Origin of the sequence: Streptomyces sp. NRRL F-5122 (assembly GCF_001507435.1) — a bacterium.
Lineage (GTDB): Bacteria > Actinomycetota > Actinomycetes > Streptomycetales > Streptomycetaceae > Streptomyces > Streptomyces lannensis.
Window position 1 is genome coordinate 50,748 of record NZ_LMWH01000081.1, and the last position, 26,324, is coordinate 77,071.

At 70.7% G+C, this 26,324-nt stretch carries 26 protein-coding genes; 9 read left to right on the forward strand and 17 right to left on the reverse strand.

Annotated features, from left to right (window positions below; all coding sequences use genetic code 11):
- Positions 1 to 262 precede the first annotated feature (262 nt).
- Positions 263 to 721: a nitroreductase family deazaflavin-dependent oxidoreductase gene (locus ADL25_RS10955; protein WP_234380872.1), complete on the forward strand. Its 459-nt coding sequence runs from the start codon at positions 263 to 265 to the stop codon at positions 719 to 721.
- Here the strand turns inward: ADL25_RS10955 and ADL25_RS10960 are convergent.
- Entirely contained in the window at positions 711 to 1,943 is a 1,233-nt protein-coding gene (locus ADL25_RS10960; protein WP_059127481.1) for a geranylgeranyl reductase family protein, read from the reverse strand. The two genes, ADL25_RS10955 and ADL25_RS10960, sit on opposite strands and share 11 nt — an antisense overlap.
- 183 nt (positions 1,944 to 2,126) lie before the next feature.
- On the opposite strand from ADL25_RS10960, the gene ADL25_RS10965 reads away from it, so the two are divergent.
- Complete coding sequence (locus ADL25_RS10965) at positions 2,127 to 3,482, forward strand: dipeptidase (protein WP_059127482.1); 1,356 nt, start codon at positions 2,127 to 2,129, stop codon at positions 3,480 to 3,482.
- A 124-nt stretch (positions 3,483 to 3,606) separates the two neighbouring features.
- Here ADL25_RS10965 and ADL25_RS10970 read toward each other — a convergent pair whose 3' ends face one another.
- On the reverse strand, positions 3,607 to 4,647 hold the full coding sequence (locus tag ADL25_RS10970) for an NUDIX hydrolase (RefSeq protein ID WP_059127483.1): 1,041 nt from the start codon (positions 4,645 to 4,647) through the stop codon (positions 3,607 to 3,609).
- A gap of 150 nt (positions 4,648 to 4,797) precedes the next feature.
- Positions 4,798 to 4,992 (reverse strand): hypothetical protein, encoded by a 195-nt coding sequence (locus ADL25_RS10975; protein ID WP_181923218.1) that lies wholly within the window; start codon positions 4,990 to 4,992, stop codon positions 4,798 to 4,800.
- Positions 4,993 to 5,370: 378 nt separating this feature from the next.
- Between ADL25_RS10975 and ADL25_RS10980 the strand changes: the two genes are divergently transcribed.
- A complete protein-coding gene (locus ADL25_RS10980; protein ID WP_199839139.1) occupies positions 5,371 to 7,392 on the forward strand; it encodes an NPCBM/NEW2 domain-containing protein in 2,022 nt (673 codons plus the stop codon).
- Between the two features lie 78 nt (positions 7,393 to 7,470).
- Here ADL25_RS10980 and ADL25_RS10985 read toward each other — a convergent pair whose 3' ends face one another.
- Positions 7,471 to 8,430 (reverse strand): ROK family protein, encoded by a 960-nt coding sequence (locus ADL25_RS10985; protein WP_059127485.1) that lies wholly within the window; start codon positions 8,428 to 8,430, stop codon positions 7,471 to 7,473.
- A 201-nt stretch (positions 8,431 to 8,631) separates the two neighbouring features.
- On the opposite strand from ADL25_RS10985, the gene ADL25_RS10990 reads away from it, so the two are divergent.
- The gene (locus ADL25_RS10990; protein WP_181923216.1) at positions 8,632 to 9,714 is read left to right on the forward strand and encodes a LacI family DNA-binding transcriptional regulator; all 1,083 of its coding nucleotides are present in this window, start codon (positions 8,632 to 8,634) and stop codon (positions 9,712 to 9,714) included.
- Between the two features lie 87 nt (positions 9,715 to 9,801).
- On the opposite strand, the gene ADL25_RS10995 is transcribed toward ADL25_RS10990, so the two are convergent.
- Positions 9,802 to 11,133 (reverse strand): DUF6986 family protein, encoded by a 1,332-nt coding sequence (locus ADL25_RS10995; RefSeq protein ID WP_059127486.1) that lies wholly within the window; start codon positions 11,131 to 11,133, stop codon positions 9,802 to 9,804.
- A gap of 236 nt (positions 11,134 to 11,369) precedes the next feature.
- Between ADL25_RS10995 and ADL25_RS11000 the strand changes: the two genes are divergently transcribed.
- Positions 11,370 to 12,134: an endonuclease/exonuclease/phosphatase family protein gene (locus tag ADL25_RS11000; RefSeq protein ID WP_319114640.1), complete on the forward strand. Its 765-nt coding sequence runs from the start codon at positions 11,370 to 11,372 to the stop codon at positions 12,132 to 12,134.
- A gap of 55 nt (positions 12,135 to 12,189) precedes the next feature.
- Here the strand turns inward: ADL25_RS11000 and ADL25_RS11005 are convergent, their stop codons facing one another.
- The 4 genes from ADL25_RS11005 to ADL25_RS11020 form a co-directional block, all read right to left on the reverse strand.
- Entirely contained in the window at positions 12,190 to 13,152 is a 963-nt protein-coding gene (locus ADL25_RS11005) for an electron transfer flavoprotein subunit alpha/FixB family protein (protein ID WP_059127487.1), read from the reverse strand.
- 56 nt (positions 13,153 to 13,208) lie between these two features.
- Complete coding sequence (locus tag ADL25_RS11010) at positions 13,209 to 13,994, reverse strand: electron transfer flavoprotein subunit beta/FixA family protein (RefSeq protein WP_059127488.1); 786 nt, start codon at positions 13,992 to 13,994, stop codon at positions 13,209 to 13,211.
- A 194-nt stretch (positions 13,995 to 14,188) separates the two neighbouring features.
- On the reverse strand, positions 14,189 to 14,698 hold the full coding sequence (locus tag ADL25_RS11015; RefSeq protein WP_059127489.1) for a flavin reductase family protein: 510 nt from the start codon (positions 14,696 to 14,698) through the stop codon (positions 14,189 to 14,191).
- Positions 14,699 to 14,954: 256 nt separating this feature from the next.
- The gene (locus tag ADL25_RS11020; RefSeq protein ID WP_059127600.1) at positions 14,955 to 15,368 is read right to left on the reverse strand and encodes a TlpA family protein disulfide reductase; all 414 of its coding nucleotides are present in this window, start codon (positions 15,366 to 15,368) and stop codon (positions 14,955 to 14,957) included.
- A 75-nt stretch (positions 15,369 to 15,443) separates the two neighbouring features.
- On the opposite strand from ADL25_RS11020, the gene ADL25_RS11025 reads away from it, so the two are divergent.
- Both ADL25_RS11025 and ADL25_RS11030 read left to right on the forward strand, forming a co-directional pair.
- Positions 15,444 to 15,860, forward strand: coding sequence for a DUF4395 domain-containing protein (locus ADL25_RS11025; RefSeq protein WP_059127490.1), 417 nt, complete (start codon positions 15,444 to 15,446; stop codon positions 15,858 to 15,860).
- A 182-nt stretch (positions 15,861 to 16,042) separates the two neighbouring features.
- On the forward strand, positions 16,043 to 16,771 hold the full coding sequence (locus ADL25_RS11030; protein WP_059127491.1) for a lysophospholipid acyltransferase family protein: 729 nt from the start codon (positions 16,043 to 16,045) through the stop codon (positions 16,769 to 16,771).
- Between the two features lie 6 nt (positions 16,772 to 16,777).
- Here ADL25_RS11030 and ADL25_RS11035 read toward each other — a convergent pair whose 3' ends face one another.
- The 5 genes from ADL25_RS11035 to ADL25_RS11055 form a co-directional block, all read right to left on the reverse strand.
- Positions 16,778 to 17,470, reverse strand: a complete 693-nt coding sequence (locus tag ADL25_RS11035) for a B3/4 domain-containing protein (protein WP_059127492.1) — start codon at positions 17,468 to 17,470, stop codon at positions 16,778 to 16,780.
- 9 nt (positions 17,471 to 17,479) lie between these two features.
- The gene (locus tag ADL25_RS11040; RefSeq protein ID WP_059127493.1) at positions 17,480 to 18,070 is read right to left on the reverse strand and encodes a transglutaminase-like domain-containing protein; all 591 of its coding nucleotides are present in this window, start codon (positions 18,068 to 18,070) and stop codon (positions 17,480 to 17,482) included.
- Between the two features lie 268 nt (positions 18,071 to 18,338).
- Positions 18,339 to 19,409 carry a threonine aldolase family protein gene (locus ADL25_RS11045; RefSeq protein WP_059127601.1) on the reverse strand — a complete coding sequence of 357 codons (1,071 nt, stop codon included), beginning with the start codon at positions 19,407 to 19,409 and terminating at the stop codon, positions 18,339 to 18,341.
- Positions 19,406 to 20,158: an SDR family NAD(P)-dependent oxidoreductase gene (locus ADL25_RS11050; protein WP_059127494.1), complete on the reverse strand. Its 753-nt coding sequence runs from the start codon at positions 20,156 to 20,158 to the stop codon at positions 19,406 to 19,408. Before ADL25_RS11050 ends, ADL25_RS11045 begins: the two co-directional genes overlap by 4 nt.
- A 56-nt stretch (positions 20,159 to 20,214) precedes the next feature.
- Positions 20,215 to 21,612 carry a DUF6421 family protein gene (locus tag ADL25_RS11055; protein WP_059127495.1) on the reverse strand — a complete coding sequence of 466 codons (1,398 nt, stop codon included), beginning with the start codon at positions 21,610 to 21,612 and terminating at the stop codon, positions 20,215 to 20,217.
- Positions 21,613 to 22,111: 499 nt separating this feature from the next.
- Between ADL25_RS11055 and ADL25_RS11060 the strand changes: the two genes are divergently transcribed.
- Positions 22,112 to 22,795, forward strand: coding sequence for a glycerophosphodiester phosphodiesterase (locus tag ADL25_RS11060; protein ID WP_059127496.1), 684 nt, complete (start codon positions 22,112 to 22,114; stop codon positions 22,793 to 22,795).
- A 30-nt stretch (positions 22,796 to 22,825) separates the two neighbouring features.
- Here ADL25_RS11060 and ADL25_RS11065 read toward each other — a convergent pair whose 3' ends face one another.
- Entirely contained in the window at positions 22,826 to 23,374 is a 549-nt protein-coding gene (locus ADL25_RS11065; RefSeq protein ID WP_059127497.1) for a GNAT family N-acetyltransferase, read from the reverse strand.
- A gap of 71 nt (positions 23,375 to 23,445) precedes the next feature.
- On the opposite strand from ADL25_RS11065, the gene ADL25_RS11070 reads away from it, so the two are divergent.
- A complete protein-coding gene (locus tag ADL25_RS11070) occupies positions 23,446 to 23,838 on the forward strand; it encodes a VOC family protein (protein ID WP_059127498.1) in 393 nt (130 codons plus the stop codon).
- 149 nt (positions 23,839 to 23,987) lie between these two features.
- Here the strand turns inward: ADL25_RS11070 and ADL25_RS11075 are convergent, their stop codons facing one another.
- Together ADL25_RS11075 and ADL25_RS11080 are read right to left on the reverse strand one after the other, a co-directional pair.
- Positions 23,988 to 24,623, reverse strand: coding sequence for a MarR family winged helix-turn-helix transcriptional regulator (locus ADL25_RS11075; RefSeq protein ID WP_059127499.1), 636 nt, complete (start codon positions 24,621 to 24,623; stop codon positions 23,988 to 23,990).
- Positions 24,620 to 26,260 (reverse strand): FUSC family protein, encoded by a 1,641-nt coding sequence (locus ADL25_RS11080; protein WP_059127500.1) that lies wholly within the window; start codon positions 26,258 to 26,260, stop codon positions 24,620 to 24,622. Before ADL25_RS11080 ends, ADL25_RS11075 begins: the two co-directional genes overlap by 4 nt.
- Positions 26,261 to 26,324 lie beyond the last annotated feature (64 nt).

Below are 26,324 nucleotides of genomic sequence, written 5' to 3' on the forward strand. Positions count from 1 at the left end.
TGCCACGTTTGCAGAGCACTGCACACATTGCAGAGCGCTGCTCACTCTTTGGAGCGGCGCTCACCCGGGGTGGGCGTGCGCTCTGAACCGCGCGCCCCATTCGGAGCAGCACTCGCCCGCGACTCCAGCGAGAGCACCGCACAAAAACGAGAGCGGTGCTCTTGCATTGGATCGCCGATCTCTCCCACACTGTTCCTCGAGCGAGAGCACTGCTCTCGAAACCGAAGGAGAGCACTGCTCTCCCGAACAGATGGGGGTCGCCATGTCGTCTTCGTCCGCGCCGTACTACCGCAAGGGCAGCGCGATGACCGTGCGTTTCAACAGCGTCATCGGCTGGCTGGCCCGGCACGGGTTCAGCCTCGCCGGCACGGCGGAGATGTCCGTGCGCGGCCGCAAGAGCGGTCGGATGCAGCGCGTCCCGGTCAATCCCCATGTGTACAAGGGCGCCCAGTACCTCGTCTCCGCCCGCGGGCACTCCCAGTGGGTCCGCAACATGCGCGCCGCCGGTGGCGGGGAGCTGCGCGTGGGCCGCAGGGTGCGCGAGTTCACCGCGGTGGAGCTGCCCGACGACGAGAAGCTCCCGATCCTGCGTACCTACCTGGAGAAGTGGGGCTGGGAGGTCAACCAGTACTTCCAGGGGGTCACGGCCAAGTCCGGCGACGAGGAGATCACCGCGGCCGCCCAGGACCACCCGGTGTTCCGCATCACGGTCAGGAGCTGACCCCGTCGCCCGCGGGGCCCCGGTCGAGCGCGGTCAGCGCACGCTGGGCGATCGGGCGGGTGCGGACGAGCTCGCCCAGGGAAGTGGCGCCCTGGGTGATGTCCTTGAACACGTTCCAGGCGGGCCGGAAGCCGGTCAGCGCCGCGTGGACCAGGCCCGGGCGGCGCTCGAACACCGCGAGCATCCGCTTGCCGACGCTCATCTCGACGCCCAGCCCGGCCTTGATGGCGAAGGCGTAGTTCAGGGCCTGCCTGCGTGTGTCCACGGCGTCGTGCGCCTCGGCGATACGGACCGCCCACTCCCCCGCGAGCCGCCCCGACCGCAACGCGAACGAGATCCCCTCACGGGTCCATGGCTCCAGCAGGCCCGCGGCGTCCCCGCACACCAGCACCCGCCCGCGCGACAGCGGCGAGTCATCGGCACGGCAGCGGGTCAAGTGCCCCGAGGAGACGCTCGGTTCGAAGCCGGCGAGTCCCAGACGGGCGATGAAGTCCTCCAAGTACCGCTTGGTCGCGGCGCCTTCACCGCGCGCGGAGATCACGCCCACTGTCAGGGTGTCCCCCTTGGGGAAGACCCAGCCGTAACTTCCGGGCATCGGCCCCCAGTCGATGAGCACCCGCCCCTTCCAGTCCTCGGCGACGGTCTCCGGCACCGGGATCTCCGCCTCCAGGCCGAGGTCCACCTGGTCGAGCTTGACCCCCACGTGCGCCCCTATACGGCTGGCGCTGCCGTCGGCGCCCACGACGGCGCGCGCCAGCAGGGTCTCTCCGCCCTGCAGGACGACGGCGACCGTGCGCCGGTCCGGCACCGCCGAGCCGTGCTGCTCGACCCGGGACACCGTGACGCCGGTGCGCAGTTCCGCGCCCGCCTTCTGGGCGTGCTCGACGAGCTGCTGGTCGAACTCCGGACGGTTGATCAACCCGAACAGCATGTTCTTGGAACGGCGGGTACGGGTGAAGCGACCGTTGTTCGAGAAGGTGACCGCGTGCACCCGGTCGCGCAGCGGCAGTTCGAAGCCGGGGGGCAGGGCGTCGCGCGAGGGGCCGATGATGCCGCCGCCGCAGGTCTTGTAGCGCGGCAGTTCGGCCTTCTCCAGCAAGAGCACGCTGCGTCCCGCGACCGCCGCCGCGTAGGCGGCCGACGCCCCCGCCGGTCCCGCGCCCACCACGACGACGTCCCACACCTGCTGCACGTCGTCCGCCGAAGAGTTCTCGCTGCTCACGATGGTCTACTGCTCCCGATCACGCTGCTTGCCGCACCTGTCCCTCGCATCCTACGGCGGCGTCGTCACAGGTCGCTGTGGGAGGATCGGCAGCGTATGCGCCCTGCACACCAGTACGCGCATGCGCAAATCCGCACAGGAAGTGCTCAACAGTACAAAGTCGCACCTACAAGGAGCGTGCCCATGTCGTCGAATCCGGTCGCCGAGGCCGTCGCCTCGCTGATGCCCAGGGCGAAGGAGGAGCTCACCGAGCTGGTCGCCTTCAAATCGGTGGCGGACTTCGACCAGTTCCCCAGGAGCGAGAGCGAGGGCGCCGCGCGGTGGATCGCCGACGCGCTCGCCGCCGAGGGCTTCCAGGACGTGGCGCTGCTCGACACCCCGGACGGCACGCAGTCGGTGTACGGCTACCTGCCCGGCCCGGAGGGCGCCAAGACGGTGCTGCTGTACGCGCACTACGACGTGCAGCCGCCCCTCGACGAGGCCGGCTGGACCACGCCGCCCTTCGAACTGACGGAGCGCGAGGGCCGTTGGTACGGGCGCGGCACCGCCGACTGCAAGGGCGGCGTCATCATGCATCTGCTCGCGCTGCGCGCCCTGCGGGCCAGCGGCGGCGTGCCGGTGCACGTCAAGGTCATCGCCGAGGGCTCGGAGGAGCAGGGCACCGGTGGCCTCGAGCGCTACGCCGAGGAGCACCCGGACCTTCTCACTGCCGACACCATCGTCATCGGGGACGCGGGCAACTTCCGCGCCGGACTGCCGACGGTCACCTCGACACTGCGCGGCATGACTCTCGTCCGGGTCAGCGTGGACACGCTCGAAGGCAACCTCCACTCGGGTCAGTTCGGCGGTGCGGCACCGGACGCGCTGTCCGCTCTGATCCGTGTACTGGACTCGCTGCGGGCCGAGGACGGCTCGACCACCGTCGACGGTCTGGTCGCCGAGAACCGTTGGGAGGGCGTCGAGTACCCGGAAGAGCAGTTCCGCAAGGACGCCAAGGTGCTCGACGGGGTGGAACTGATCGGCTCCGGCTCGGTCGCCGACCGCATCTGGGCGCGCCCGTCCGTGACCGTGCTCGGCATCGACTGCCCGCCCGTCGTGGGCGCCACCCCCTCCGTCCAGGCGCGTGCCCGCGCGCTGATCAGCCTGCGGGTGCCGCCGGGCGTGGACGCCGTCGACGCCACGAAGCTGCTCCAGGCGCACCTGGAGGCGCGCACGCCGTGGGGCGCACGGGTGCGGACGGAGCAGATCGGCCAGGGACAGGCGTTCCGGGCCGACACCTCCAGCCCGGCGTACGCGGCGATGGCCGAAGCGATGGAGGCCGCCTACCCGGGCCAGGAGATGCAGTACGCGGGCCAGGGCGGCTCCATCCCGCTGTGCAACACCCTTGCCTCGCTCTATCCGCAGGCGGAGATCCTCCTCATCGGCCTGAGCGAGCCCGAGGCACAGATCCACGCGGTCAACGAGAGCGTGTCTCCGGACGAGTTGGAGCGACTGTCGGTGACCGAGGCCCTGTTCCTGCGCAACTACGCGGCCGGCTGAGCGACTCCGCACCCGGCGAAGGGTCCTCGCCCCCTGGGCGGGGACCCTTTCCACAGCCGCCTGCCGACCTTCCGTCGCCGTCCTTGGACACCGTCGGCGGCGGCAGGCGCGGTGCGAAGCCGGTTCAGCCGACCGGGACGCCGGCCTCCAGATAGTGGGCCGCCCCGCGTTCGCGCGCCCGCAGGGCCCAGCGCAGCCTCTCGTAACGGACGGGCGGAAGCAGACCGGCCGCTTCCGCCTCCGTGACGAACCGCCAGTCGCGCAACTCGGGCCCGGGCAGCAGCAGGCGGTCGGCCGCCGTGCTGTCCAGCCGGCCGCCGTCGAAGAGGAGCCGCAGTCCGCCGTATCCGGGCGGTACGGGAGGTTCCCAGTCGACGACCAGGAGCCGGGGGACCTGGTCGAGCGTGAGCCCGGTCTCTTCCGCCACCTCGCGTACACCGGCGCGCGCGGGGGCCTCGCCGGGTTCGACCACGCCGCCAGGGAACTCCCATCCGGCCTTGTAGGTGGGGTCGACGAGCAGCACTCTGTCCTGCTCGTCGAAGAGCAGCACACCCGCGGCGAGGGTCTCGGAGGTCGGCTCGGGGGTCTGCACGATGTCGCAGACGGGTGCGGTGTCGGTGCGGACGGCCTCGGCGATCCGCAGGGCGGTCTCGTACGGGGTGAGGGCGCTGGTGTCGACCGGGTACGCGTCCGCGGTGAGCCAGTCGGCGAGGGCGGCGCGATAGGGCTCGATGTGGTCGTACGACCACTGGCGGACCCGCATCTCTCCGTCAGGGAGGTCGGGCGGCACCTCCCGGCCGGCTATCCGCTCCCGCAGGATCGTTTCGGCCGGGGCGAGGAGGACATGGCGTACCGGGATGCGGCGGGCGGCGAGGCCGCCGAAGATCTCGTCGCGGTACTCCTGGCGCAGCAGGGTCATCGGAACCACGAGGACACCGCCCAGTTCGGCGACCATCGCGGCCGCCGTGTCGATCACGAGCCGTCGCCAGATCGCCAGGTCCTGGAAGTCGCCGACCTCGGCGAGGCGCTTCGGCGGCAGCAGGTACGTGAGAGTTCCGCCGATGACCTCGGGGTCGAAGAGCGTGCTGTTCGGGATCAGTTCGATCAGTTCCCGTGCGGTAGTTGTCTTCCCCGCACCGAACGCACCGTTGATCCAGACGATCACGGTTCCCCCCTCTTCTATTGGCCCCCTGTGGCTTGCCCCTTCAACCCTGCCACGGAAACCCGCCGCAGATGAGGGTGCATCCGGCGGACGGCACGCCGCGGCGCCGGTGCCCCTGCCATCGGGGCCCGGCGCCGGGAAGCGGGCTCTCCGTCAGCCGTTCTGCCCAAGGGCACCCTCGTCCGCCGCCAGGCTGTCGTGGTCGACGGTGTGGTCGACGGTGCTGAACGTGTCCTTCACGTTGAGGTCGCCGAGCCCGTCGTGGTCGGCGGCGGGTGAAGGGGTGATGGCCGCCACGACGAATCCGGTGGCGAGGGACGCGATGGCGAGCATGCTGCGCTTCTTCATGCCCTCTTCAACTGCGAAACGGGCCAGGAGTCACGCATCCACCCGCCGTACCCGTTCGACGGGACGGGCGACCATCACACCGGTCACAACATGCGGGGACTTCAGGCAGGACATCCGATGTCCCTGGGTGGAAGCTTCGGGACAAGGTGCCGTTCAGCGGCGACTCCACACACTCCCCCTCAAGGACCCCCTGCACACAACCGAACGCGGAACTTCGGCTCTTCGCCGGATTGAGCCACAGTCAGCTGCTTCCGGTCCATACCCAACAGCCGCCACCCACCCTCTTCCACCACACTCCAACACGGCCTACCGTAAGCGAACAGTTTGACGCGAGCATGCAGACGTCCTATCTCTAGCGAGAGACGGAGGAACGTAACGATGCGTCACCTTCTCCCCCGCACAACGCGCCGAAGAGTGGTCGGTGCGCTCACCGCGGGCCTTTTGTGTACGACGGGGCTGGCGGCACCGGCTCTGGCCGCTCCCGCCGCGGCACCGGCCCGGCCCGCACTCGCCGACGGCCTGGCCCTCACCCCGCCCATGGGCTTCAACAACTGGAACTCCACGAACTGCCGTGCCGAGTTCGACGAGTCGATGGTCAAGGGGATCGCGGACCTGTTCGTCGACAAGGGCCTCAAGGCCGCCGGGTACCAGTACGTCAACCTCGACGACTGCTGGGCCCTGCCCTCGCGGGACGCGGACGGCAAGCTCGTGCCCGACCCGGTGCGGTTCCCCGACGGGATCAAGGCCGTCGCGGACTACGTCCACTCCAAGGGGCTCAAGCTCGGCATCTACACCAGTGCGGGCACGAAGACGTGCAACAGCGCGGGATTCCCGGGCGCGCTCGGCCACGAGTACAGCGACGCGCAGCAGTTCGCCGACTGGGGTGTGGACTACCTGAAGTACGACAACTGCAACAACCAGGGCGTGGACGCCGAGCAGCGCTACACGACGATGCGGGACGCGCTGAAGGCGACCGGCCGCCCCATCGTCTACAGCATCTGTGAGTGGGGCCAGAACAAGCCGTGGGAGTGGGCCTCGGACGTCGGGCATCTGTGGCGTACCACCGGCGACATCAGTGACAACTGGGGTTCGATGCTCTCGATCCTCAAGCAGAACCTGCCCCTGGCGTCCTACGCGGGACCCGGGCACTGGAACGACCCGGACATGCTGGAGGTCGGCAACGGCGGCATGACCGACACGGAGTACCGCTCCCATTTCTCCCTGTGGTCCGTGATGGCCGCCCCGCTGCTCATCGGCTCCGATCTGCGCAAGGCCTCCCCGGAGACCCTCGACATCCTCGGCAACAAGGAGGTCATCGCCGTCGACCAGGACCCGCTCGGCAAGCAGGGCGCGGTGCTCTCGTCCGAGGGCGGACGCTGGGTGATCTCCAAGGAGATGAAGGACGGCAGCCGGGCGGTCGCCCTGTTCAACGAGACGGGCGAGGCCCAGCGGATCGGTACGACCGCCGCGGCCGTCGGTCTCCCGTCCGCGGGCGCCTACACACTCCGCGATCTGTGGCAGCACCGCAGCTACAACACCGCCGGGACGATCTCGGCGACGGTTCCGGCGCACGGCACGGTCCTCGTACGCGTGGCGGCCGACCGGCACTGGGCGCTGCAGCCACCCGCCGTGGAACTCGGCCTGAGCGGAAGCCCGTTGGTCCAGGCGGGCAGGCCGGCGGTCATGGCCTCGACGGTCACGGACCTCGGGCGTACACCGGCGATGCACGTGTCCGTGTCGCTGAGCGGCCCCGCGGGGTGGTCGGTGAAGCCGACGTCCGGGACGGCCGCGAACGTCCTGCCCACGGGGCGCTCGCTGCGCACCTCGTGGCGGGTGACAGCGCCGCCGGGCACGGCGACAGGGTCGTACGCCCTGACGCTCAGAACCGCCTACCGGTCGCCCACGGGCGTGCGGGTGGAGAACCTGGTGCCGGTCACGGCGACCGTGGTCGTGCCGCCGCCCTCCGGTGTCTCCTACCTCAGTGATCTGCCGTGGCTCTCGACGGCCAACGGCTACGGGCCGGTCGAGCGCGACACGAGCAACGGTGAGAGCGCCGCGGGTGACGGCCATCCCCTCACGATCGGCGGGGCCGTGTACGCCAAGGGACTCGGCGCACACGCCGAGAGCGACATCGCCTACTACACGGGCGGGGCGTGCACGACGGTCACGGCGGACGTCGGCGTGGACGACGAGAAGGGCAGCAAGGGCACGGTCGCCTTCGAGATCAGGGCGGACGGCGGGACGGTCCTCACCACCGGCGTGCTGACCAACGCGGATGCCGCCCGGCCGATCACCGCCGATGTGACGGGCGCCCAGGTGGTCCACCTGGTCGTCACCGACGGCGGCGACGGCATCGACTCCGACCACGCGGACTGGGCGGACGCGCGGCTGAGTTGCTGATCGGACACATGGGCGCCCCGGCACATCCGCGCCGGGGCGCCACCGTTCGTGCGGTCCCACCGGGACCGCACGGACCGGTCAGCTCGCGAGGCCCGCGGCCGGAGCGTCCTCCCGGCCGCGCAGCGCGGCGGCCGCCGCGCCCACCAGCCCCGCGTCCGTGCCCATCTGCGCCGGCTCCACGGTCAGCCCCTGCACGAAGGACAGCGTGGCGTAGTCGGGCAGGGCCTTGCGCAGGGGTGTGAAGAGAACGTCGCCCGCCTTGCCCACCCCCCCGCCGATCACCGCGATGTCGATCTCGACGAGCGTGGCGGTCGCGGCGATGCCCGCGGCCAGCGCGCGGGCCGCCCGCTCGAAGGAGGCCACCGCCACCGGATCGCCGTCGCGGGCGGCGGCGGCCACCGCGGCAGCCGAGGTGTCGCCGTCGGGCCCCGGCTGCCAGCCGCCCTCCAGGGCGCGGCGGGCGATGTTCGGCCCGCTCGCGATGCGCTCCACGCAGCCGCGCGCCCCGCACGGGCAGAGGTCGCCGTCCAGGTCGACGCTGATGTGCCCGATGTGGCCCGCGTTGCCGGTCGGCCCCGGGTACAGGCGGCCCCCCAGCACGAGTCCGCCGCCGACGCCCGTCGACACCACCATGCACAACGCGTTGTCGTGGCCGCGGGCCGCGCCCTGCCAGTGCTCGGCGGCGGTGATCGCCACACCGTCGCCGATGAGTTCCACGGGCAGACCACCCGTCGCGGCCCGCACCCGCTCGACCAGCGGGTAGCCGCGCCAGCCGGGCACGTTGACCGGGCTCACCGTACCCGCGGAGGCATCCACCGGACCCGCGCTGCCGATGCCGACGGCCTGCGCCCGACTCCACAGCGGCGAGGCCGTCAGCTCCCCGACGACGGCCTCCACGGCCCCCATCACGGTCTCGCCGTCCTCCTGCGCGGGTGTCGCGCGCTGTGCGCGCAGCAGGATCCGGCCGTGGCCGTCCACCAGCGCTCCGGCGATCTTGGTGCCGCCGATGTCGAGCGCGGCCACGAGGTCGGTGTGCATCAGTGTCTGATCTCCCAATGCTTCGGTCGTACCGGCACCGCGCACGGCGGGCGCCGCCGCGGATCCGGATGCCCCGGCCGGGCGCTGGCAGGAGGCACCCTGGAGGGAAGGCGCAGGCCGGAGATTGCGGTGGACAGTGTCTCCCGCATCTGACAACGTTGTCCAGGCTCTATGCTCGACGCCACATCCTCATACAACCCCATGGACCGACGCATCACCGTGGACGACAGGACAGGACAGCGCATCGTGCCCGAGACCGCACGCCGATCCGAGAACCGCTACGGCAACCGGCCGACCATGAAGGACGTCGCAGCACGTGCCGGAGTCGGTCTGAAAACGGTGTCGCGTGTCGTCAACGGGGAGTCCGGAGTCACCCCGGACACCGAGCGCCGGGTCCAGGAGGCCATCGAGGCCCTGGGCTTCCGCCGCAACGACAGCGCACGGGTGCTGCGCAAGGGCCGCACCGCGAGCGTCGGCCTCGTCCTCGAGGATCTCGCCGACCCCTTCTACGGCCCGCTGAGCCGCGCGGTCGAGGAGGTCGCGCGGGCCCACGGAGCCCTGTTGATCAACGGCTCCAGCGCGGAGGACCCGGACCGCGAGCAGGAACTGGTGCTGGCGCTGTGCGCGCGCCGCGTCGACGGTCTGGTCGTCATCCCTGCCGGCGACGACCACCGCTATCTGGAGCCGGAGATCAAGGCGGGGGTCGCCACGGTGTTCGTGGACCGCCCCGCCGGCCGGATCGATGCCGACGTCGTGCTCTCGGACAGCTTCGGCGGCGCGCGCGACGGGATCGCCCATCTGATCGCGCACGGCCACCGCCGGATCGGCTTCATCGGCGACATGCCCCGCATCCACACCGCGGCCGAGCGACTGCGCGGCTACCGGGCCGCGATGGAGGACGCCGGCATACCGGTGGAGGAGTCGTGGATCTCCCTCGGGGTCACCGATCCGGAGCGGGTGCGGCGGGCCGCCGAGGAGATGCTGTCCGGTACCACCCCTGTCACAGCCATCTTCGCGGGCAACAACCGTGTGACAGTCACCGTCGTCCGTGTCCTCGCCGAGCACGACCGGCCGGTCGCCCTCGTCGGCTTCGACGACTTCGAACTGGCCGACCTCCTCGACCCCGGGGTAACGGTCATCGCCCAGGACGCCGCCGCCCTCGGCCGTACGGCCGCCGAACGCCTCTTCCGTCAACTCGACGGAAGCCTCATCACACCCGAGCGCATCGAACTCCCCACCCGCCTGATCGCCCGGGGTTCGGGCGAACTGGCGCCCGCCGACTGAGGAGCGGCGGCCCGAGGGGGCTCGGCGCCGGCACAGGCCGTTCCGCGGGCCGGCCCGCCCGGCCGCCCCGCACCCCGAACGGGGCCCCTACGTGCCCGAGACCGTGAGATCCCCGCGCCCGGGTGCCGCGAAGCCCTCCAGATCCGCCCGGGTCAGGCCGGTGGCCTCGGCGACCTCGCCGGCGTCCAGCGCGCCGCAGTCCAGCCCCCGCAGCAGATAGCCGCTCAGGGCCTTGGCGGTCGCGGGCTCGTCCATCACATCACCGCCGCTGCGCCGGGCATAACGGGCCAGACGCTCCGCAGCCTGCTCGAACCCCTCGCGGTAGAAGGCGAAGACGGCCGCGTACCGGGTCGGAAGGTGGCCGGGGTGCATGTCCCAGCCCTGGTAGTAGGCGCGGGCCAACGCCCGCCGGGTGAGCCGGTAGTGCAGCCTCCAGGCCTCGTGGACCTGCTCGGTGGGCCCGACCGGCAGGACGTTCGTGGAGCCGTCGCACACCCGTACACCGGTGCCCGCCGCCGCGACCTGCATGATCGCTTTGGCGTGGTCGGCGACCGGGTGGTCGCTCGCCTGGTAGGCGGCGGACACGCCGAGGCAGGCGCTGTAGTCGAAGGTGCCGTAGTGCAGGCCGGTGGCGCGACCCCGCGCGGCGTCGATCATGCGGGCGACCGTCGCCGTGCCGTCGGCGGCCAGGATGGCCTGACTGGTCTCGATCTGGATCTCGAACCCGATCCGGCCGGGCTCGAGTCCGTGCGCCCTCTCGAACTCCTCCAGCAGCCGCACCATGGCGGCGACCTGCTCGGCGTAGGTGACCTTGGGCAGGGTGAGCACAAGACCGTCCGGGAGACCGCCGGCCTCCATCAGGCCCGTCAGAAAGATGTCGAGCGTGCGGATGCCCCGGTCCCGTACCGGGGCTTCCAGGCACTTCATCCGGATACCCATGTACGGGGCGGTGGTTCCCGCCCCGGATTCCGGCCCCGCGGCGCGTGCGGCCCGGGCATCCGCGATCAGCCGGGCCACCCGGGCGGCCGCCCGGTCCTCCTCGGCGTCGGGACGCGGGCCGTAGCCGTCCTCGAAGTCGACGCGCAGGTCCTCGATCGGCTCGCGTTCCAGCTTCGCGCGCACCCGCTCGTGGACCGGCTCGGCCAGGTCGTCGGCGAGACCGAGCACGGCGGCCAGCGACCTTGCGTCCGGGGCGTGTTCGTCGAGGGACGCGAGGGCCTGGTCACCCCAGGAGCGGACCGTGCCGGCGGCGAAGACGTCACCGGGGACATAAACGGTGTGAACCGGCTGACGCGTGCCCGGGTCACCCGGGTAGCGGCGCTCCAGTTCACGGTCGACCGGGGCCAGAGAGGTGCTGATGTCGTTGACGACGGCGTCCGCGAGACTCGTCGCCACCCTCTCCTGATGCCCCTGGCCCATTCCGCGTCCTCCCGTTTTCCGCTTCCCGGAATCAACAATCTGTTGAATGAAGCTATCCGCGGATCTTGCCGCGGGTCAACACCTCTTGCGCACCGGACACTCCTCACCTTCCCTGTACAGCCGAGTCACCCGCCGCCTGGGCCTCAAGACCGTTGTGGCGGCCGCGGTCACCCTTCCCATGTCCAGCGCCGCACCACGCCTCGGCATCGGGCCCGCACGAGCGCCATCTGGACTTCATGTCCTTCAATCTGCGCTTCGCGAGCACCGCCGAACCCCACAGCTGGACGGAGCGCCGCCCCGCCATGCGCACGCTGCTGCACCGGGAACGGCCGCATGTCATCGGCACCCAGGAGGGTCTGTACCACCAGGTCCGTGGCATCGCGGCCGACCTGGGAACGGACTACGCCTGGATCGGCACCGGGCGCGGAGGCGGCAGCCGCGACGAGTTCGAGTCCGTCTTCTACGACACCCGGCGGCTCGACCCCGTGGAGTACGACCACTTCTGGCTCTCCGACACCCCTGACGTGATCGGCTCGAACACCTGGGGCGGTGCCTGCATCCGCATGGTCACCTGGGTCCGCTTCCGCGATCTGCAGCACGGCGGGCGGGAGTTCTACGCACTGAACACCCATCTGGACAACAAGAGCCAGTACGTACGCACACGCGCAGCCTCCCTCATCGCCGATCGGATCGCCGGGCTCGACCGCTCCCTGCCGCTCGTACTGACCGGCGACTTCAACGTCGCCGCGCACAAGAGCCCCGTCTACGACACGCTCCTCGGCGCCGGCCTCGTCGACACATGGGACACGGCCGCCGAGCGCACCGCGCCGTACGGGACCTTCCACGGCTACAAGCCGCTCAGGCCGGACGGAGACCGCATCGACTGGATCCTCGCCACCCCGGGCGTGACGGCGCACCGGGCGTCGGTCAACACCTTCGCGCAGGAGGGGCGGTACCCCAGCGACCACCTTCCCGTGCAGGCGTCGCTGACCCTGGGATGACAAAGGCCCCCGCGACCGCCGGTGCGGTCGCGGGGGCCTCGTGGCCGAAAGTCGCTCAGCCCTTGCGGGTCTTGACCTCCTCGGTCAGCTGCGGGACGACGTCGAAGAGGTCGCCCACCACGCCGTAGTCGACCAGGTCGAAGATCGGCGCCTCGGAGTCCTTGTTGATCGCCACGATCGTCTTCGAGGTCTGCATACCGGCCCGGTGCTGGATCGCACCCGAGATACCGGAGGCGATGTACAGCTGCGGGGACACGCTCTTGCCGGTCTGGCCGACCTGGTTGGTGTGCGGGTACCAGCCGGCGTCGACGGCGGCACGCGAGGCACCGACGGCCGCACCCAGAGAGTCGGCCAGCGCCTCGATGATCGCGAAGTTCTCCGCGCCGTTGACACCACGGCCACCGGAGACCACGATCGCGGCCTCGGTCAGCTCCGGACGGCCCGTCGACTCACGCGGCGTACGGCCGGTGACCTTGGTGCCGGTCGCCTTGTCCGAGAAGGACACGTTGAGCGCCTCCACCGCGCCGGCCGCCGGGGCGGCCTCGACCGCAGCCGAGTTCGGCTTGACGGTGATGACCGGGGTCCCCTTGCTGACACGGGACTTGGTGGTGAAGGAGGCGGCGAACGCCGACTGCGTGGCCACCGGGCCCTCGTCGCCGGCCTCCAGGTCTACGGCGTCGGTGATGATGCCGGAACCGATGCGGACCGCGAGACGGGCCGCGATCTCCTTGCCCTCGGCCGAGGACGGCACCAGGACGGCGGCCGGGGAGACCTGCTCGTAGGCGGCCTGCAGCGCGTCCACCTTGGGCACGACCAGGTAGTCGGCGTACTCGGGCGCGTCGTGGGTGAGGACCTTCACCGCGCCGTGCTCGGCGAGGGCGGACGCGGTGTTCTCCGCACCCGCACCGAGGGCGACGGCGACCGGCTCGCCGAGGCGGCGGGCGAGCGTGAGCAGCTCCAGGGTGGGCTTGCGGACGGCACCGTCCACGTGGTCGACGTAGACGAGAACTTCAGCCATGGGAATGGATCTCCTTGCGGATTACGAAGTCTGAGGGGCGGTCAGGCCGGGGGGCCCTAGATGAACTTCTGGCTCGCGAGGAACTCAGCGAGCTGCTTGCCGCCCTCGCCCTCGTCCTTGACGATCGTGCCCGCGGTGCGCGCCGGACGCTCGGCCGCGGTCTCGACCTTCGTCCAGGCACCTTCGAGGCCGACCTCTTCGGCGTCGATCTCCAGGTCGGACAGGTCCCAGGACTCGACCGGCTTCTTCTTGGCGGCCATGATGCCCTTGAAGGACGGGTAACGTGCCTCGCCCGACTGGTCGGTGACCGAGACGACGGCCGGGAGCTGCGCCTGGAGCTGCTCGGAGGCGGTGTCGCCGTCACGGCGGCCCGTGACGACACCGTCCTCGACGGAGACCTCGGACAGCAGCGTGACCTGCGGGACGCCCAGACGCTCGGCCAGCAGCGCGGGAACCACACCGGCGGTGCCGTCGGTGGAGGCCATGCCGGAGACGACCAGGTCGTAGCCGGCCTTCTCGATCGCCTTGGCCAGCACCAGCGAGGTGCCGATGGCGTCGGTGCCGTGCAGGTCGTCGTCCTCCACGTGGATCGCCTTGTCCGCACCCATCGACAGAGCCTTGCGCAGCGCGTCCTTGGCATCCTCGGGGCCCACCGTCAGCACGGTGACCTCGGCGTCGTCGGCGTTCTCCGCGATCTGCAGCGCCTGTTCGACGGCGTACTCGTCGAGCTCGGAGAGCAGACCGTCCACGTCGTCCCGGTCGACGGTCAGGTCATCGGCGAAGTGCCGGTCGCCAGTGGCGTCGGGCACGTACTTCACAGTGACAACGATCCTCAAGCTCACGCCGGCTCTCCTACTGCATCGTCATTTCTGGGCTGCCTTCTTTTAGGCAGCATAGGCGCCTGAAGCGGCCGATCCCGGTCGGGGCGACCCCGCGCTCCGAACGAAATATTACTCGTCAGTACACCCAGTACATGCCCGCTAAGCAAGCGCTTTGAACTGTGACCTTGACAACGCTGCGTAACCGGTCGGCAGGTTCAGTCGCGCAGCCTGTTGAACTGCCCCTGGTGATAGAGCAGGGGACGGCCTGCTCCCGAGGGATCGCCGGACACGACCTCGGCGATCACGATGCAGTGGTCCCCGGCGGGCACCCGCGCCACCACACGGCAGACGAGCCAGGCGAGCACTCCGTCCAGCACGGGAACGCCCTCGGGCCCCTCGCGCCAGCCCGTCGGGGCGCCGAAGCGGTCGGCACCGCTCGTGGCGAAGATGCCGGCCAGGGCTTCCTGGTGCTCACCGAGTATGTGCACGCCGACGTGGTCGGCCTCGGACATGACGGACCAGCTCGATCCGCCGACACCGACACCGAACGAGATCAGCGGGGGCTCGGCGGAGACGGAGCTGAGGGAAGTGGCGGTGAAGCCCACCGGCCTGCCGCTCCCTTGGGCGGTGACCACGGCGACTCCCGCCGCATGCCGCCGGAAGACGGAGCGCAGCAGGGCCGGGGAAGCGAGCCGGGGGGTGCCGAGGCCGGGTGTGGCCGTCATGGAACTGTCCTTCTGCGAGGGGCGACGTGAGGCGGATCCGTGGCTGTTCAGCGGTCCGGCCACCACGCACTCGCGGTGCGGACCAGATCCACGTGGACGCGCTCGAAAAGAAGGAGTTCCGGGGGCATGGGGTCAGGCTGACGATAGATGGTGGGCGCAGTCAAGTTCGTCCGGACAACTGGGAGATACCTCATCGTCCGCCTTCCGCTCGTCCCGCGGAGCCCGGCACCGGTCCTGCCGGCCGGCCGAGACGGCGTCAGACCGCCTCGCCCAGCGCGGCGATCACATCCGCCTTGCGGGGCTGACCGGTCGCACGGCGCACGATCCTGCCGTCCGCGTCCAGGACGAGCACGGTCGGTGTCTTGAGGATGTCCAGCGCGCGGACGAGTTCGAGACGCTGTTCGGCGTCGATCTCCACATGGGTGACACCGGGGACCATCGCGGCCACCTCGGTGAGGGTCCGCCGCGTCGCCCGGCAGGGTGCGCAGAAGGCACTGGAGAACTGCACCAGCGTCGCCCGCTCGCCGAGCCCGTCGCCCAACTCGGCGGCACCGAGCCGCTTTCCGTCGTCCCGCCCGCGCACTCTCACTCTCCCGCTCCGCCGCCGGTGCAGCACACCGTAGGCACTCGCCAGCACGAGCACGGCCACACACACCACAAGTCCGGTCATCACCTGCTCCAGCATTCACAGGACTGCAAAGATTCCCGCCTCCACGAAACGTCTTCCCTGCGGAATGCTCGATTCATGGACATCGACACAAGAGGACCGCGCTTCGGGGCGGCCCTGACGACAGTGGTGCTGGTGATCGTCCTGATCACCGGCAGCGGGTGGCTGCTGGCCTGGCAGCTCCTGGCGTTCGCGCTGGGTGCGGCCTGGGGCGTGCCCCGGTCACCCTACGGTCTGCTCTTCCGAACCCTGGTCCGTCCGCGGCTAGGGCCGCCGACACAGTTCGAGGCGCCGCAGCCACCGCAGTTCGCCCAGGCGGTCGGTCTGGCCTTCGCGGCCGTCGGACTCGTGGGCTACACCGTGGGGCCGCAGTGGCTCGGGCAGGCCGCGACGGGGCTCGCGCTCGCCGCCGCCTTCCTCAACGCGGTGTTCGGGTACTGCCTCGGCTGCGAGTTGTATCTGCTCGTACGACGAACAGCGGTGCGGGGTCGGTAGGACGGAGCCGGCAGCCGTGGCGGTGCACACGGGTGACGTGACGAGGATCTCGCCGCCCGCAGGCACCAGGACTGGCCCCGCGTCCGTTCTTCGGGCACGATCTGCGACAAGCCGTAAACCTACGGCTGCGTAACTTCGGCTGGGAGTCCCTTCCCAGGCAGAGAGAAGGGTCCGTCCCAGCCATGGCTGAGCTCGTCTATCGTCCCGTCATCGGTCTGGCCCTCACGACGTTCAAGGCATGGGACCTGAAGATCGACTGCAAGGGGGCGGAGAACATCCCGCGCTCGGGCGGGGCGGTGCTCGTGAGCAACCACATCAGCTATCTGGACTTCATCTTCAACGGCCTCGCTGCGCTCCAGCAGAAGCGCCTGGTGCGCTTCATGGCCAAGGAGTCCGTCTTCCGGCACAAGCTCTCCGGCCCATTGATGCGCGCCATGAAGCACATCCCGGTGGACCGCAAGCAGGGTGAGGCGGCGTACGCCCAAGCACTGGACTCGCTGAAGTCGGGCGAGGTCATCGGGGTGTTCCCCGAGGCCACGATCTCGCAGTCCTTCACCCTCAAGAGCTTCAAGTCGGGCGCCGTACGCCTGGCCCAGGAGGCCGGCGTCCCGCTGATCCCGATGGCTCTGTGGGGTACGCAGCGACTGTGGACCAAGGGACACCCGCGAAACTTCCGTCGCAGCCACACCCCGATCACGATCCGGGTCGGCGAGGCGGTCGAGGCCTCGCGCGACACGTACGCCGGGGCGCTCACCCGCCAGCTGCGCGAGCGGGTACAGGAGTTGCTGGAGGCCGCGCAGCGCGCCTACCCCGTGCGGCCCAGGACGCCGGACGACACCTGGTGGATGCCCGCCCACCTCGGCGGGACGGCACCGACCCCGGAGCAGCTGCGCGCTGTCGAGGCGCACTGACCGATGTCAGGCCGGGGCGTGGACGGTGATCCGCGCCCCGGGGCTGAACTTCTCCAGCAGTTCGGCGAGTTCCGCGCCGGCCTTCTCGACGTCGGCAACCGGCATCGGAGCCAGGCTCTCCAGCAGGAAGAGCGCCGAGGTCGAAGCCTCGGTGAGCCGGGTGCGCGGCCCCTGGCGCCAGTTCCAGCGGCGGCAGGTCACACCGGCCCCGTCGCACCAGACCACCTCTCCTGCGTCGGGGTGCTCGACGGTCTCCTCGCCGCCCGCGACGGTCACGAAGTCCTCCTCGCCCGAGGCCCGCACAAGGTGCATGGCGCCCTGGATCAGGTCCAGGTCCTCGCCTCCGACCGGGATCAGATGGGCGACGCTGATCGCGTTGTAGATGTCGACGAGCACATTGATCCGGGGCAGTCCGGCGTCCGACAGCGCCCGCTTCGCCAGCGCCTCGGCCGAGTTGCGGGTGCGCGACGGCTTGGCCCCGAAGGCCGCGTACACCTCCCGCCAGGCCGTCATGTGCGGGTCCTCGTGCGGGGCGCGTCCCTCCAGCCGGGCGGCGAGGCGGCGGGCCGAGTCGTCGAGCAGGGCCGAAGTGCCGTCGGTGCTGGGCCCGTTCACCAGGTCGTGTGCCTCGATGGCCACATGGGTGAAGCCGGGCGCGAGGGCGCGCACCGCGTCGGACACGGTCAGGGTGGTGGTCATCGCCTTGCCTCAGAGTGCGGTGGGGAGTGTCTTCCAGAGGACCGGCCGGTCTGGAGCCGCCTTGAGAGCGCTGAGTACAACCGGGTGAGGTACAGCATACAAGACTGGATAGTCCGCTTCACTGGACTTCTCGTCGGGGACCCAGGCCAGGCGCTCCCCATGGAGGGAGAAGCGGGCGTCGACGCCCGGCTTGTTGCCGCGCGGGTCCTGCCGGTGCCAGGCGCCGTCGAACCGCACGGCGACCAGACCGTGCACGACATGGCCGCCGCCGTCGTGCAGGAGTCGCTGATAGCACAGAGCCGTCGGAATGTCCTCGGCGCGCAGCAGTGCGGCCAGGGCATGGGCCTTGGCGTGGCAGATGCCGGTGCGCTGCTCGATGACGTCGGAGGCGCGCCAGGTGACACGCGGATCACCGCTGTCGGCGGAGTGCGGAATGGTGTCGCGCACGAATTCATACGCCGCGTGCGCATAGGCATACGAATCCGCTGCTCGCTCGGCGAGTCGCGCGGCCGTCTCGCGCACCACCGGATGACGATGGTCGATCGCCTCGTCAGCGGCCAAGTAGGCGGAAAGGTGCGAGGTCTGCTGGATCAGCTCCATGCCGGCAGAGCATAGGAATGCGATTGACCCTCAGTCGATTGATTTTCGGTCAGCCGCACATTTATGCATGGGAAGCGGGGGGCCGGGGTCTGTCGTTCGGATCAGGTCGGCCGGGAGAGACCGCGCCTTTCTGCCGACCCGAGCGAGGCGTGGTGCGTGCAGCTGCAAGGCGGAGGAGGACGACGACACGGAGCGTCGGCAACCGACGACAACGCGGCAGAGGCGCGAGCCACGCCCCGCGACGCCGGCATGATCCGAACGACAGCCCCTAGCGCGCCATCTCCTCCTTGAGGGCGGCGACGAACCGGTCCACGTCGTCCTCCCGCGTGTCGAAGGCGCACATCCAGCGGACGTCACCCGCGGCCTCGTCCCAGAAATAGAACCGGAAGCGCTTCTGCAGACGCTCACTGACGTCGTGCGGCAGACGGGCGAACACGGCGTTGGCCTGCACCGGGTAGAGGATCTCGACGCCGTGGACCGCGCGCACGCCCTCCGCCAGGCGCTGCGCCATCTCGTTGGCATGGCGGGCGTTGCGCAGCCACAGGTCCTTCGCGAGCAGGGCCTCCAGCTGCACGGACACGAAGCGCATCTTGGAGGCGAGCTGCATGGACAGCTTGCGCAGGTGCTTCATGTGGCTCACGGCGTCCTGGTTGATGACGACGACCGCCTCGCCGAACAGCGCGCCGTTCTTCGTCCCGCCGAGGGAGAGGATGTCGACGCCGACTGCGTTGGTGAACGTCCGCATCGGCACGTCCAGGGAGGCGGCCGCGTTGGCTATCCGGGAGCCGTCCAGGTGCACCTTCATCCCGTGCGCATGGGCGTGCTCACAGATCGCGCGGATCTCGTCGGGGGTGTAGAGGGTGCCCAGCTCGGTGCTCTGGGTGATCGAGACGACCTGTGGCATCGCGCGGTGCTCGTCCTCCCAGCCGTAGGCCTGCCGGTCGATCAGCCCGGGGGTGAGCTTGCCGTCCGGGGTGGGCACGGTGAGCAGCTTGAGGCCGCCCATGCGCTCGGGGGCACCGCCCTCGTCGACGTTGATGTGCGCGCTCTCGGCGCAGATCACCGCACCCCAGCGGTCGGTGACCGCCTGGAGCGCGACGACGTTCGCACCGGTGCCGTTGAAGACCGGGAAGGCCTCTGCCGTCGCCCCGAAGTGACTGCGGACGATCCCCTGGAGGTTCTCCGTGTAGTCGTCCTCCCCGTACGCCACCTGGTGCCCGCCGTTGGCCACGGACAGGGCGGCGAGCACCTCCGGGTGCGCCCCGGCGTAGTTGTCGCTCGCGAAACCGCGGACCTCCGGGTCGTGGTGGCGACGCGCGTCGGTCTTCGGAGGGTTCACGGCGTCTCGGTGAGCCACAGACGGTTTCCGTTCACTTCGGCGGCGGGCTTCTCCCAGACTTCGGCGATGGCCTCGGCCAGGTCCTCGACGTCCGTGAAGCCCGCGAACTTCGCGTTGGGGCGGTCGGCGCGCATCGCGTCGTGCACCAGCGCCTTCACCACAAGGATCGCAGCCGCCGACGTCGGTCCCTCGGCACCCCCCGTCTTGCGGAAGGCGTCGGCCATGGCGAGCGTCCAGGCCTCGGCGGCGGCCTTGGCCGCGGCGTACGAGGCGTTGCCCGCGGTGGGCTTGGTCGCACCCGCGGCGCTGATCAGGACGTACCGGCCGCGGTCGCTGCGCTGGAGGGCGTCGAAGAAGGCGAGGGACGTGTGCTGCACGGTGCGGATGAGCAGCAGGTCCAGGAAGTCCCAGTCGTCGAGGCTGGTCTTGGTGAAGGTCTCGCTGCCGCGCCAGCCTCCGACGAGGTGCACGAGCCCGTCCACGTGCCCGAAGTCCTTCTCGATGTGGGAGGCCCAGTCACGGGTGGACTTCAGATCGAGCAGGTCGACCGTGTCCCCGATGACGGTGGCGCCGCCGTGCGCGTAGCGGGCCGCATCCACCGCTTCCGCGAGGCGCTCGGGGTCGTTGTCCGAACCCACCACGGTCGCGCCCGCCTCGGCCAGCCGCTGCAGCGCCGCCCGGCCGGCGGGTCCGCCCGCGCCCGCCACCGCGATCACCGCGCCGCTCAGTGCCCCGTTGCCGTTCCGCATGATCCTCGCCTCCCGAGCAGCGTCCGCTGCATCACCCGTACGCACTGCGCGAGCGCTCACGCGGCTGCCTGCTCGGCGGCGTCCGCGGTGATGCCCTTGGTGGAGGCGATCACATTCTTCAGCTTCTTCTGGAGCGCCTCATAGAACATGCTCAGCGGAAACTCGTCCGGAAGCACGTCGTCCACGAGCTTACGCGGCGGCAGGGTGAGGTCGAGGGCATCCGGGCCCTTGGCCCAGCGGGAACCGGGGTGCGGGGCGAGGTAGGTGGAGACCAGCTCGTACGCCTTGAACCAGTGGACCAGCTTGGGGCGGTCGATGCCCTCGCGGTACAGCGTCTCGATCTCGGTGCACAGCTGGTTGGTGACCTGCGGGGCGCGCTGCCAGTCTACGGACAGCCTGTTGTCGGTCCAGCGGACGACATCGTGCTTGTGCAGGTAGGCGAAGAGCAGCTGGCCGCCGAGGCCGTCGTAGTTGCGTACGCGCTCGCCGGTGACCGGGAAGCGGAACATACGGTCGAAGAGCACCGCGTACTGCACGTCGCGACCCTGCGGGAAGCCGTCGCCCTCCAGCTTCACCGCCTCCTTGAAGGCCGTGAGGTCGCAGCGCAGTTCCTCGAGGCCGTACATCCAGAACGGCTGGCGCTGCTTGATCATGAACGGGTCGAACGGCAGGTCACCGTGGCTGTGGGTGCGGTCGTGCACCATGTCCCAGAGCACGAACGCCTGCTGGCAGCGGTCCTGGTCGTGCACCATCGCCGCGATGTCCTCCGGCAGCTCGAGACCGAGAAGGTCCACGGCGGCCGCGGTGACCCGGCGGAAGCGGGCGGCCTCGCGGTCGCAGAAGATGCCGCCCCAGGAGAAGCGCTCGGGCGCCTCGCGCACGGCGATGGTCTCGGGGAAGAGGACGGCCGAGTTGGTGTCGTAGCCCGCCGTGAAGTCCTCGAAGGTGATGCCGCAGAACAGCGGGTTGTCGTACCGGGTGGCCTCCAGATCGGCGAGCCACTCGGGCCAGACCATGCGCAGTACGACCGCCTCGAGATTGCGGTCGGGGTTGCCGTTCTGCGTGTACATCGGGAAGACGACCAGGTGCTGCAGACCGTCCCGGCGGTCCGCGGCGGGCTGGAAGGCCAGCAGCGAGTCCAGGAAGTCGGGCACCGGGAAGCCCTCCTCGGCCCACCGGCGCAGGTCCTTCACGAGCGCCTCGTGGTAGGCGGAGTCGTGCGGCAGCAGCGGGGAGAGCTCCGCGACGGCGTCGGCCACCCGGCCCACGACGCGCTCGGCCTCCGTGACGGTCGGCGCGCCGTCCGCCTCGAAGTCGATCGAGCCGTCCTTGGACTGCCATGGCCGAATCTGTTCCACGGCACCCTTGAGCACGGGCCAAGCCGGGTGATCCACCACCCTGCTCACCGGAGCGACCTGCCCCTCCGGACCCACCTGCACAAGAATTTCCGTCATGACCCGACCTCCACGGGAGAACCTCGCGTAAGGACACCGTATGCGTACAAGCTTTCTCCCAGCAAGTAGACGATCGGGAAATTATCCTGCCCTCCCCCCGACTTCACCGCGCTTTTTCCTGTCGGCCATGCCGAGGACGACGAGTTCGCCGTATGCTGCGAGGCCCGGACGAGCGCGGCCCGGGCCCGCCCCGCCGTGGCGGCGACACACCCCGTCAGGCCGGCCAGGTCCGACGGCCGTCGCGGAGCGGTACGAAAGCGAGGGCGACAACCGGCCACACACGGTCGGCGGCGCAGGCGTCAACACAGGCGTGACGCGCCCACCCAGGGGTGACACATGGTCGCCGGTTCGCTCAGGATTCACGCCGTGCTCGGCACCCATTGGCCCGCGTACGAGCGGGTTCACCTCGGACCCGGGCCACTAGGCTGCCGCCGTGCCACGCCGGTCACGGGAACGCCGTGTGGCAACCGAGCCGCCGTCGACGGAAGCGAGTTGAACCTTGAACTTCCTCACCATCGGTCACCGCGGAGTCATGGGTGTCGAGCCCGAGAACACCCTCAGGTCCTTCCTCGCCGCCGAGCGCGCGGGCCTGGACCTGATCGAACTCGATCTGCATCTGAGCAAGGACGGCGCTCTCGTGGTCATGCACGACGCCGAAGTGGACCGAACAACCGACGGCTCGGGTGCGATCACCGAGAAGACCCTCGCGGAACTGCGCGCACTCGACGCCGGTCGCGGGGAGCGCGTCCCGGTCTTCGAGGAGGTCCTCGACGCCGTCAGGACACCGCTCCAGGCGGAGATCAAGGACGTCGCGGCCGCACGGGCGCTGGCCGAGGTGATGCACCGCCGGGACCTCGTCGGCCGGGTCGAGGTGTCGTCGTTCCACGACGAGGCGGTCGCCGAGATCGCCCGGCTCGTACCCGGCGTGCGCACCGCGTTGATCGCCAGCCGCTACGGGACCGACGTCGTGGAGCGCGCCGTCGAGGCCGGCGCCGCCACGGTCTGCCTCAACATCCGCCGCCTGACCCTCGAGGTCGTCGAGCACGCCCGCAAGGCCGACCTGAAGATCATCGCCTGGGTCGTGAACACGCTGGACCACCTGCGTCTGGTCCGCGCCCTCGAACTGGACGGCGCCACGACCGACTACCCGGAGATCAAGCGGACCGGCCGGTTCACCGCGTGAGCGTCACCCGGCCGGGCCCCGATCCCGGAGTCAGACCAGTGGCTTGACCAGCAGCTCGAACTGCAGGTCGTCGCGCTGCGGAACACCGAAGCGCTCGTCGCCGTACGGGAAGGGGCTCATCTGTCCCGTACGGCGGTAGCCGCGGCGCTCGTACCAGGCGATGAGGTCCTCGCGGACGGAGATCACCGTCATCTGCATCTGCGTGACGCCCCAGTCCGCGCGCGCCGCCCGCTCGGCCTCGGCGATGATCACCTTGCCCAGGCCCGCGCCCTGGAGCGCGGGGCTGACCGCGAACATGCCGAAGTAGGCGCTGTCGCCACGGTGTTCGAGCTGGCAGCAGGCGACGACCGCGCCGTCGCGCTCCACGGTGAGCAGCCGGCTGTCGGGCGATTTGACGACCTCGAGCACGCCCTCGGGATCGGTGCGCTGCCCTTCCAGGATGTCCGCCTCGGTGGTCCAGCCGGCCCGGCTCGAGTCACCGCGGTAGGCCGACTCGATCAGCGCGACCAGCGTGTCGACGTCCGCGTCGGTGGCGTCGCGGAAGGTCAGGCCGGTGGTGGCGAGGGCGGCGCTGTCCATGGCTGTCTCTCCGAATCGGTGGCGCGGCGTGGGCATCGACGAGGGTAGCCCTCCCACTAGGCTCCCGTTGCATGGTCCACGTTCTGAGCAGCCGCACGCTCCTGCGCCCGACCGATCCGGACCGCACCCGTACCTTCTACGGCGAGAAACTCGGGCTCACGGTGTACCGGGAGTTCGGCACGGGCCCGGAGCGCGGGGTCGTCTACTTCCTCGGCGGAGGCTTTCTGGAGGTGGCGGGGCGCAGCGAGGTCCCGCCCTCCCCGGCACTGAAACTCTGGTTGCAGGTGCCGGACGTGGCGGCCGCGCACCGGGAGCTGGCGGACGCCGGGGTCGGCATCGTACGGCCGCCCGTCAGGGAGCCGTGGGGCCTGGTCGAGATGTGGATCGAGGACCCGGACGGCACGGAGATCGTGCTCGTGGAGGTCCCGGCCGATCACCCCTTGCGGTACCGCCCGGGGATCTGACGCCGACCGGCGGGGCGCGGGCACCGGCCGCCGGCACGACCGCGGACCGGGAGACGACCGGGCAGGAGGACCCGAACGCCGGCATCCACGCGGCGGAACAGCGAGGGCTGAGCGCTGAGCACACCGGTGGGCCGCGGTCGCCGGAACGGTCAGCTCCGCGACGCGCCCAGCCGGCCCTCCAACTGGACCAGCAGTTCCCCGAGCAGCGCCGCCAGTGTGCGCTGTCCCCCGTCGTCGAGACCGGACAGGACGGTTCTCTCGTACGAGAGTTGCTCGGGCAGGACCTCGTCCACGAGGTCGCGGCCGGCGTCGGTGAGGCGGACGTGGGCGACCCGGCGGTCCCTGTCGTCGCCACGGCGCTCGACCAGACCGCGGTCGGTCAGCTGCTTCAGGCGCTTGGTGACGGCGGCCCCGGAGGAGAAGGTCTCGCGGGCGAGTTCGCCGGGTGTCAGTTCGTGCCCCGTGCGCCGCAGTGTGCCGAGGACGTCGAACTCCGGTCGGGTGAGCCCGGCACGGCGCAGTGGCGCGTCCTCCGCCTGCTGCAGCAGGGCGGCGCAGCGGTTGATACGGCCGATGATCTCCATCGGCCCGGTGTCGATGTCGGGGCGGACGAGGTGCCACTGACGCACCACGGCGGCGACGATGTCGTCCCCCTGCCCGGCCGCGCCACTGCCCACGGCCCGCACGTCCCTCCCGGTGCCGCCGCGGTCGTCCGCGCCGTCGTCCGTGTCCCTCCGTCCGACCGCACGGTTCCCAGAGGCCGCCCGTCCGTTCGCCGCCGTCATACCCGTGAGCCTTCCGAGATGTGCAGTCCCTGGCGTCGTACCGCCGCTGCGAGCGTACGGTGTCCGGCCCGCTCCGCCCGCAGCACCCGTTCCTCCGGCAGTGCGCGCTGCCACCATTCGCCCGCAGCGGCGTCGGCCGCGGCGCGCAGGTCCGTCACGGCGGAGGCGAGTTCTCTGCGCGCGGATTCCAGGGCGCGCGGCTCCGGGTGCTCCGCGGCCATCACACCGGACGCAACGCCACGGGCCCGCTCCACGGCGGCGAGGGCGTGTTCGATACGGTCGCCGGCACGCCTGTTGGTGACGGCGATCGCGGCGACGAAACCGACCAGCGCCCCGATGAGGGTGTCCAGGACGCGGTCCGCCATGAGGCCGCCGGGCTCCTGGTACCGGGCGAACTCGCTGATCAACAGGGCCATCGGGGTGACACAGACGCTGCCGAGCCAGTAGTTGCGCCCGATCAGCGCCTCGGCTCCGAAGTTGAGGGCGAGACAGCAGACCACGAGGGCGAACCGACCGGCGTGGGCGACCGGGGCGACGGCCGCGAAGACCACGACACCGGCGAGGTTGCCGACGATCCGCTGGACACCGCGGCGCCAGGTGAGCGTGACGTTGGCCTGATAGATCGAGGCGGCGGTGACCAGCGCCCAGTACGGACGGCCGACGCCGAGCGCGAGCGAGACGTATCCGGCGAGGGCGCAGCCGAGCGCGGTGCGCAGGGCGAGGGGAGCGAGCGGTCCGAGCGTCTGGCGCCACGGGCGCCGCGGGTGGTCGAGTTCGGCCTCGACGCCGAGGGGCCGGTCGGCCGTCCCACCCGAGTCGGCCGGCCGGGGCAGCGGGCCGGTGCCCCTCAGGGCGCGGGCCCAGACGCGCAGCCGCTCCGGCTCGGTGTCGTCGGGCGCCGCCATCGCGACCTCGGCCCGCACGACAAGTCGTTCGAGAGGGCGCCGGGCCGCGGAGCGGGCACCGGTGGACAGCAGTGACTGCCACGCGTTGTGCACCGCCGCCGCGGCACCGGCCCGTGCCGGCGCCTCCCCGCTCTCGGCGAAGGCGGCGGCCGCGTTCAGCGCCTGGGCGACGGCACGGCGCTCGGGGCCGTGCGGACGCAGCAGCCCGGGGGCCATGCCCACGATCCAGGACCAGCCGCCCGCCGCGGCGGCGAGGGCGACGTGGGCAGGGACCTGACCGGGGGACTGCGGGGCGAACAGGGACGCGGAGGTGATGAAGGCGAAGATCACATTGCCCGGCGGGCCGATGCGCGTCGCGTCGCAGAGCGCCTTCTGCAAGGCCGCGAGCAGCGCCCCCACGGTCACCAGCACCACCGCGTTCGCGGTCAGCGAGGCGGCCGTCAGGGCCACGGCGAGGCCGCCGACCATGCCGAGGACGACCAGCGCGAGCACCCGGGCGCGGGCCGCGTAGGGGCGGTTGTGTGCGTAGAGGGCGCACAGGGATCCGGCCATCGTGTAGACGGCCAGGTCGAGCCGGCCGACGGCGAGCAGCGTGAGATTCGGCGGGGCGACCGCGGCCACCACGCTCAGTGCGGGCTTGAACCAGATGTCCGAGGGTCTGCCGAGGCGCAGGATCCCGGCGAGAGGCAGGGGGTGCACTCGGGAGGTGGTTCTGGGGATCTCGCTGCTCATCCATAAAGCTTAGCAGGTGTTTTACTCGTGAAATATCTGGACGATGCGGCTCCGGCCCACTGGG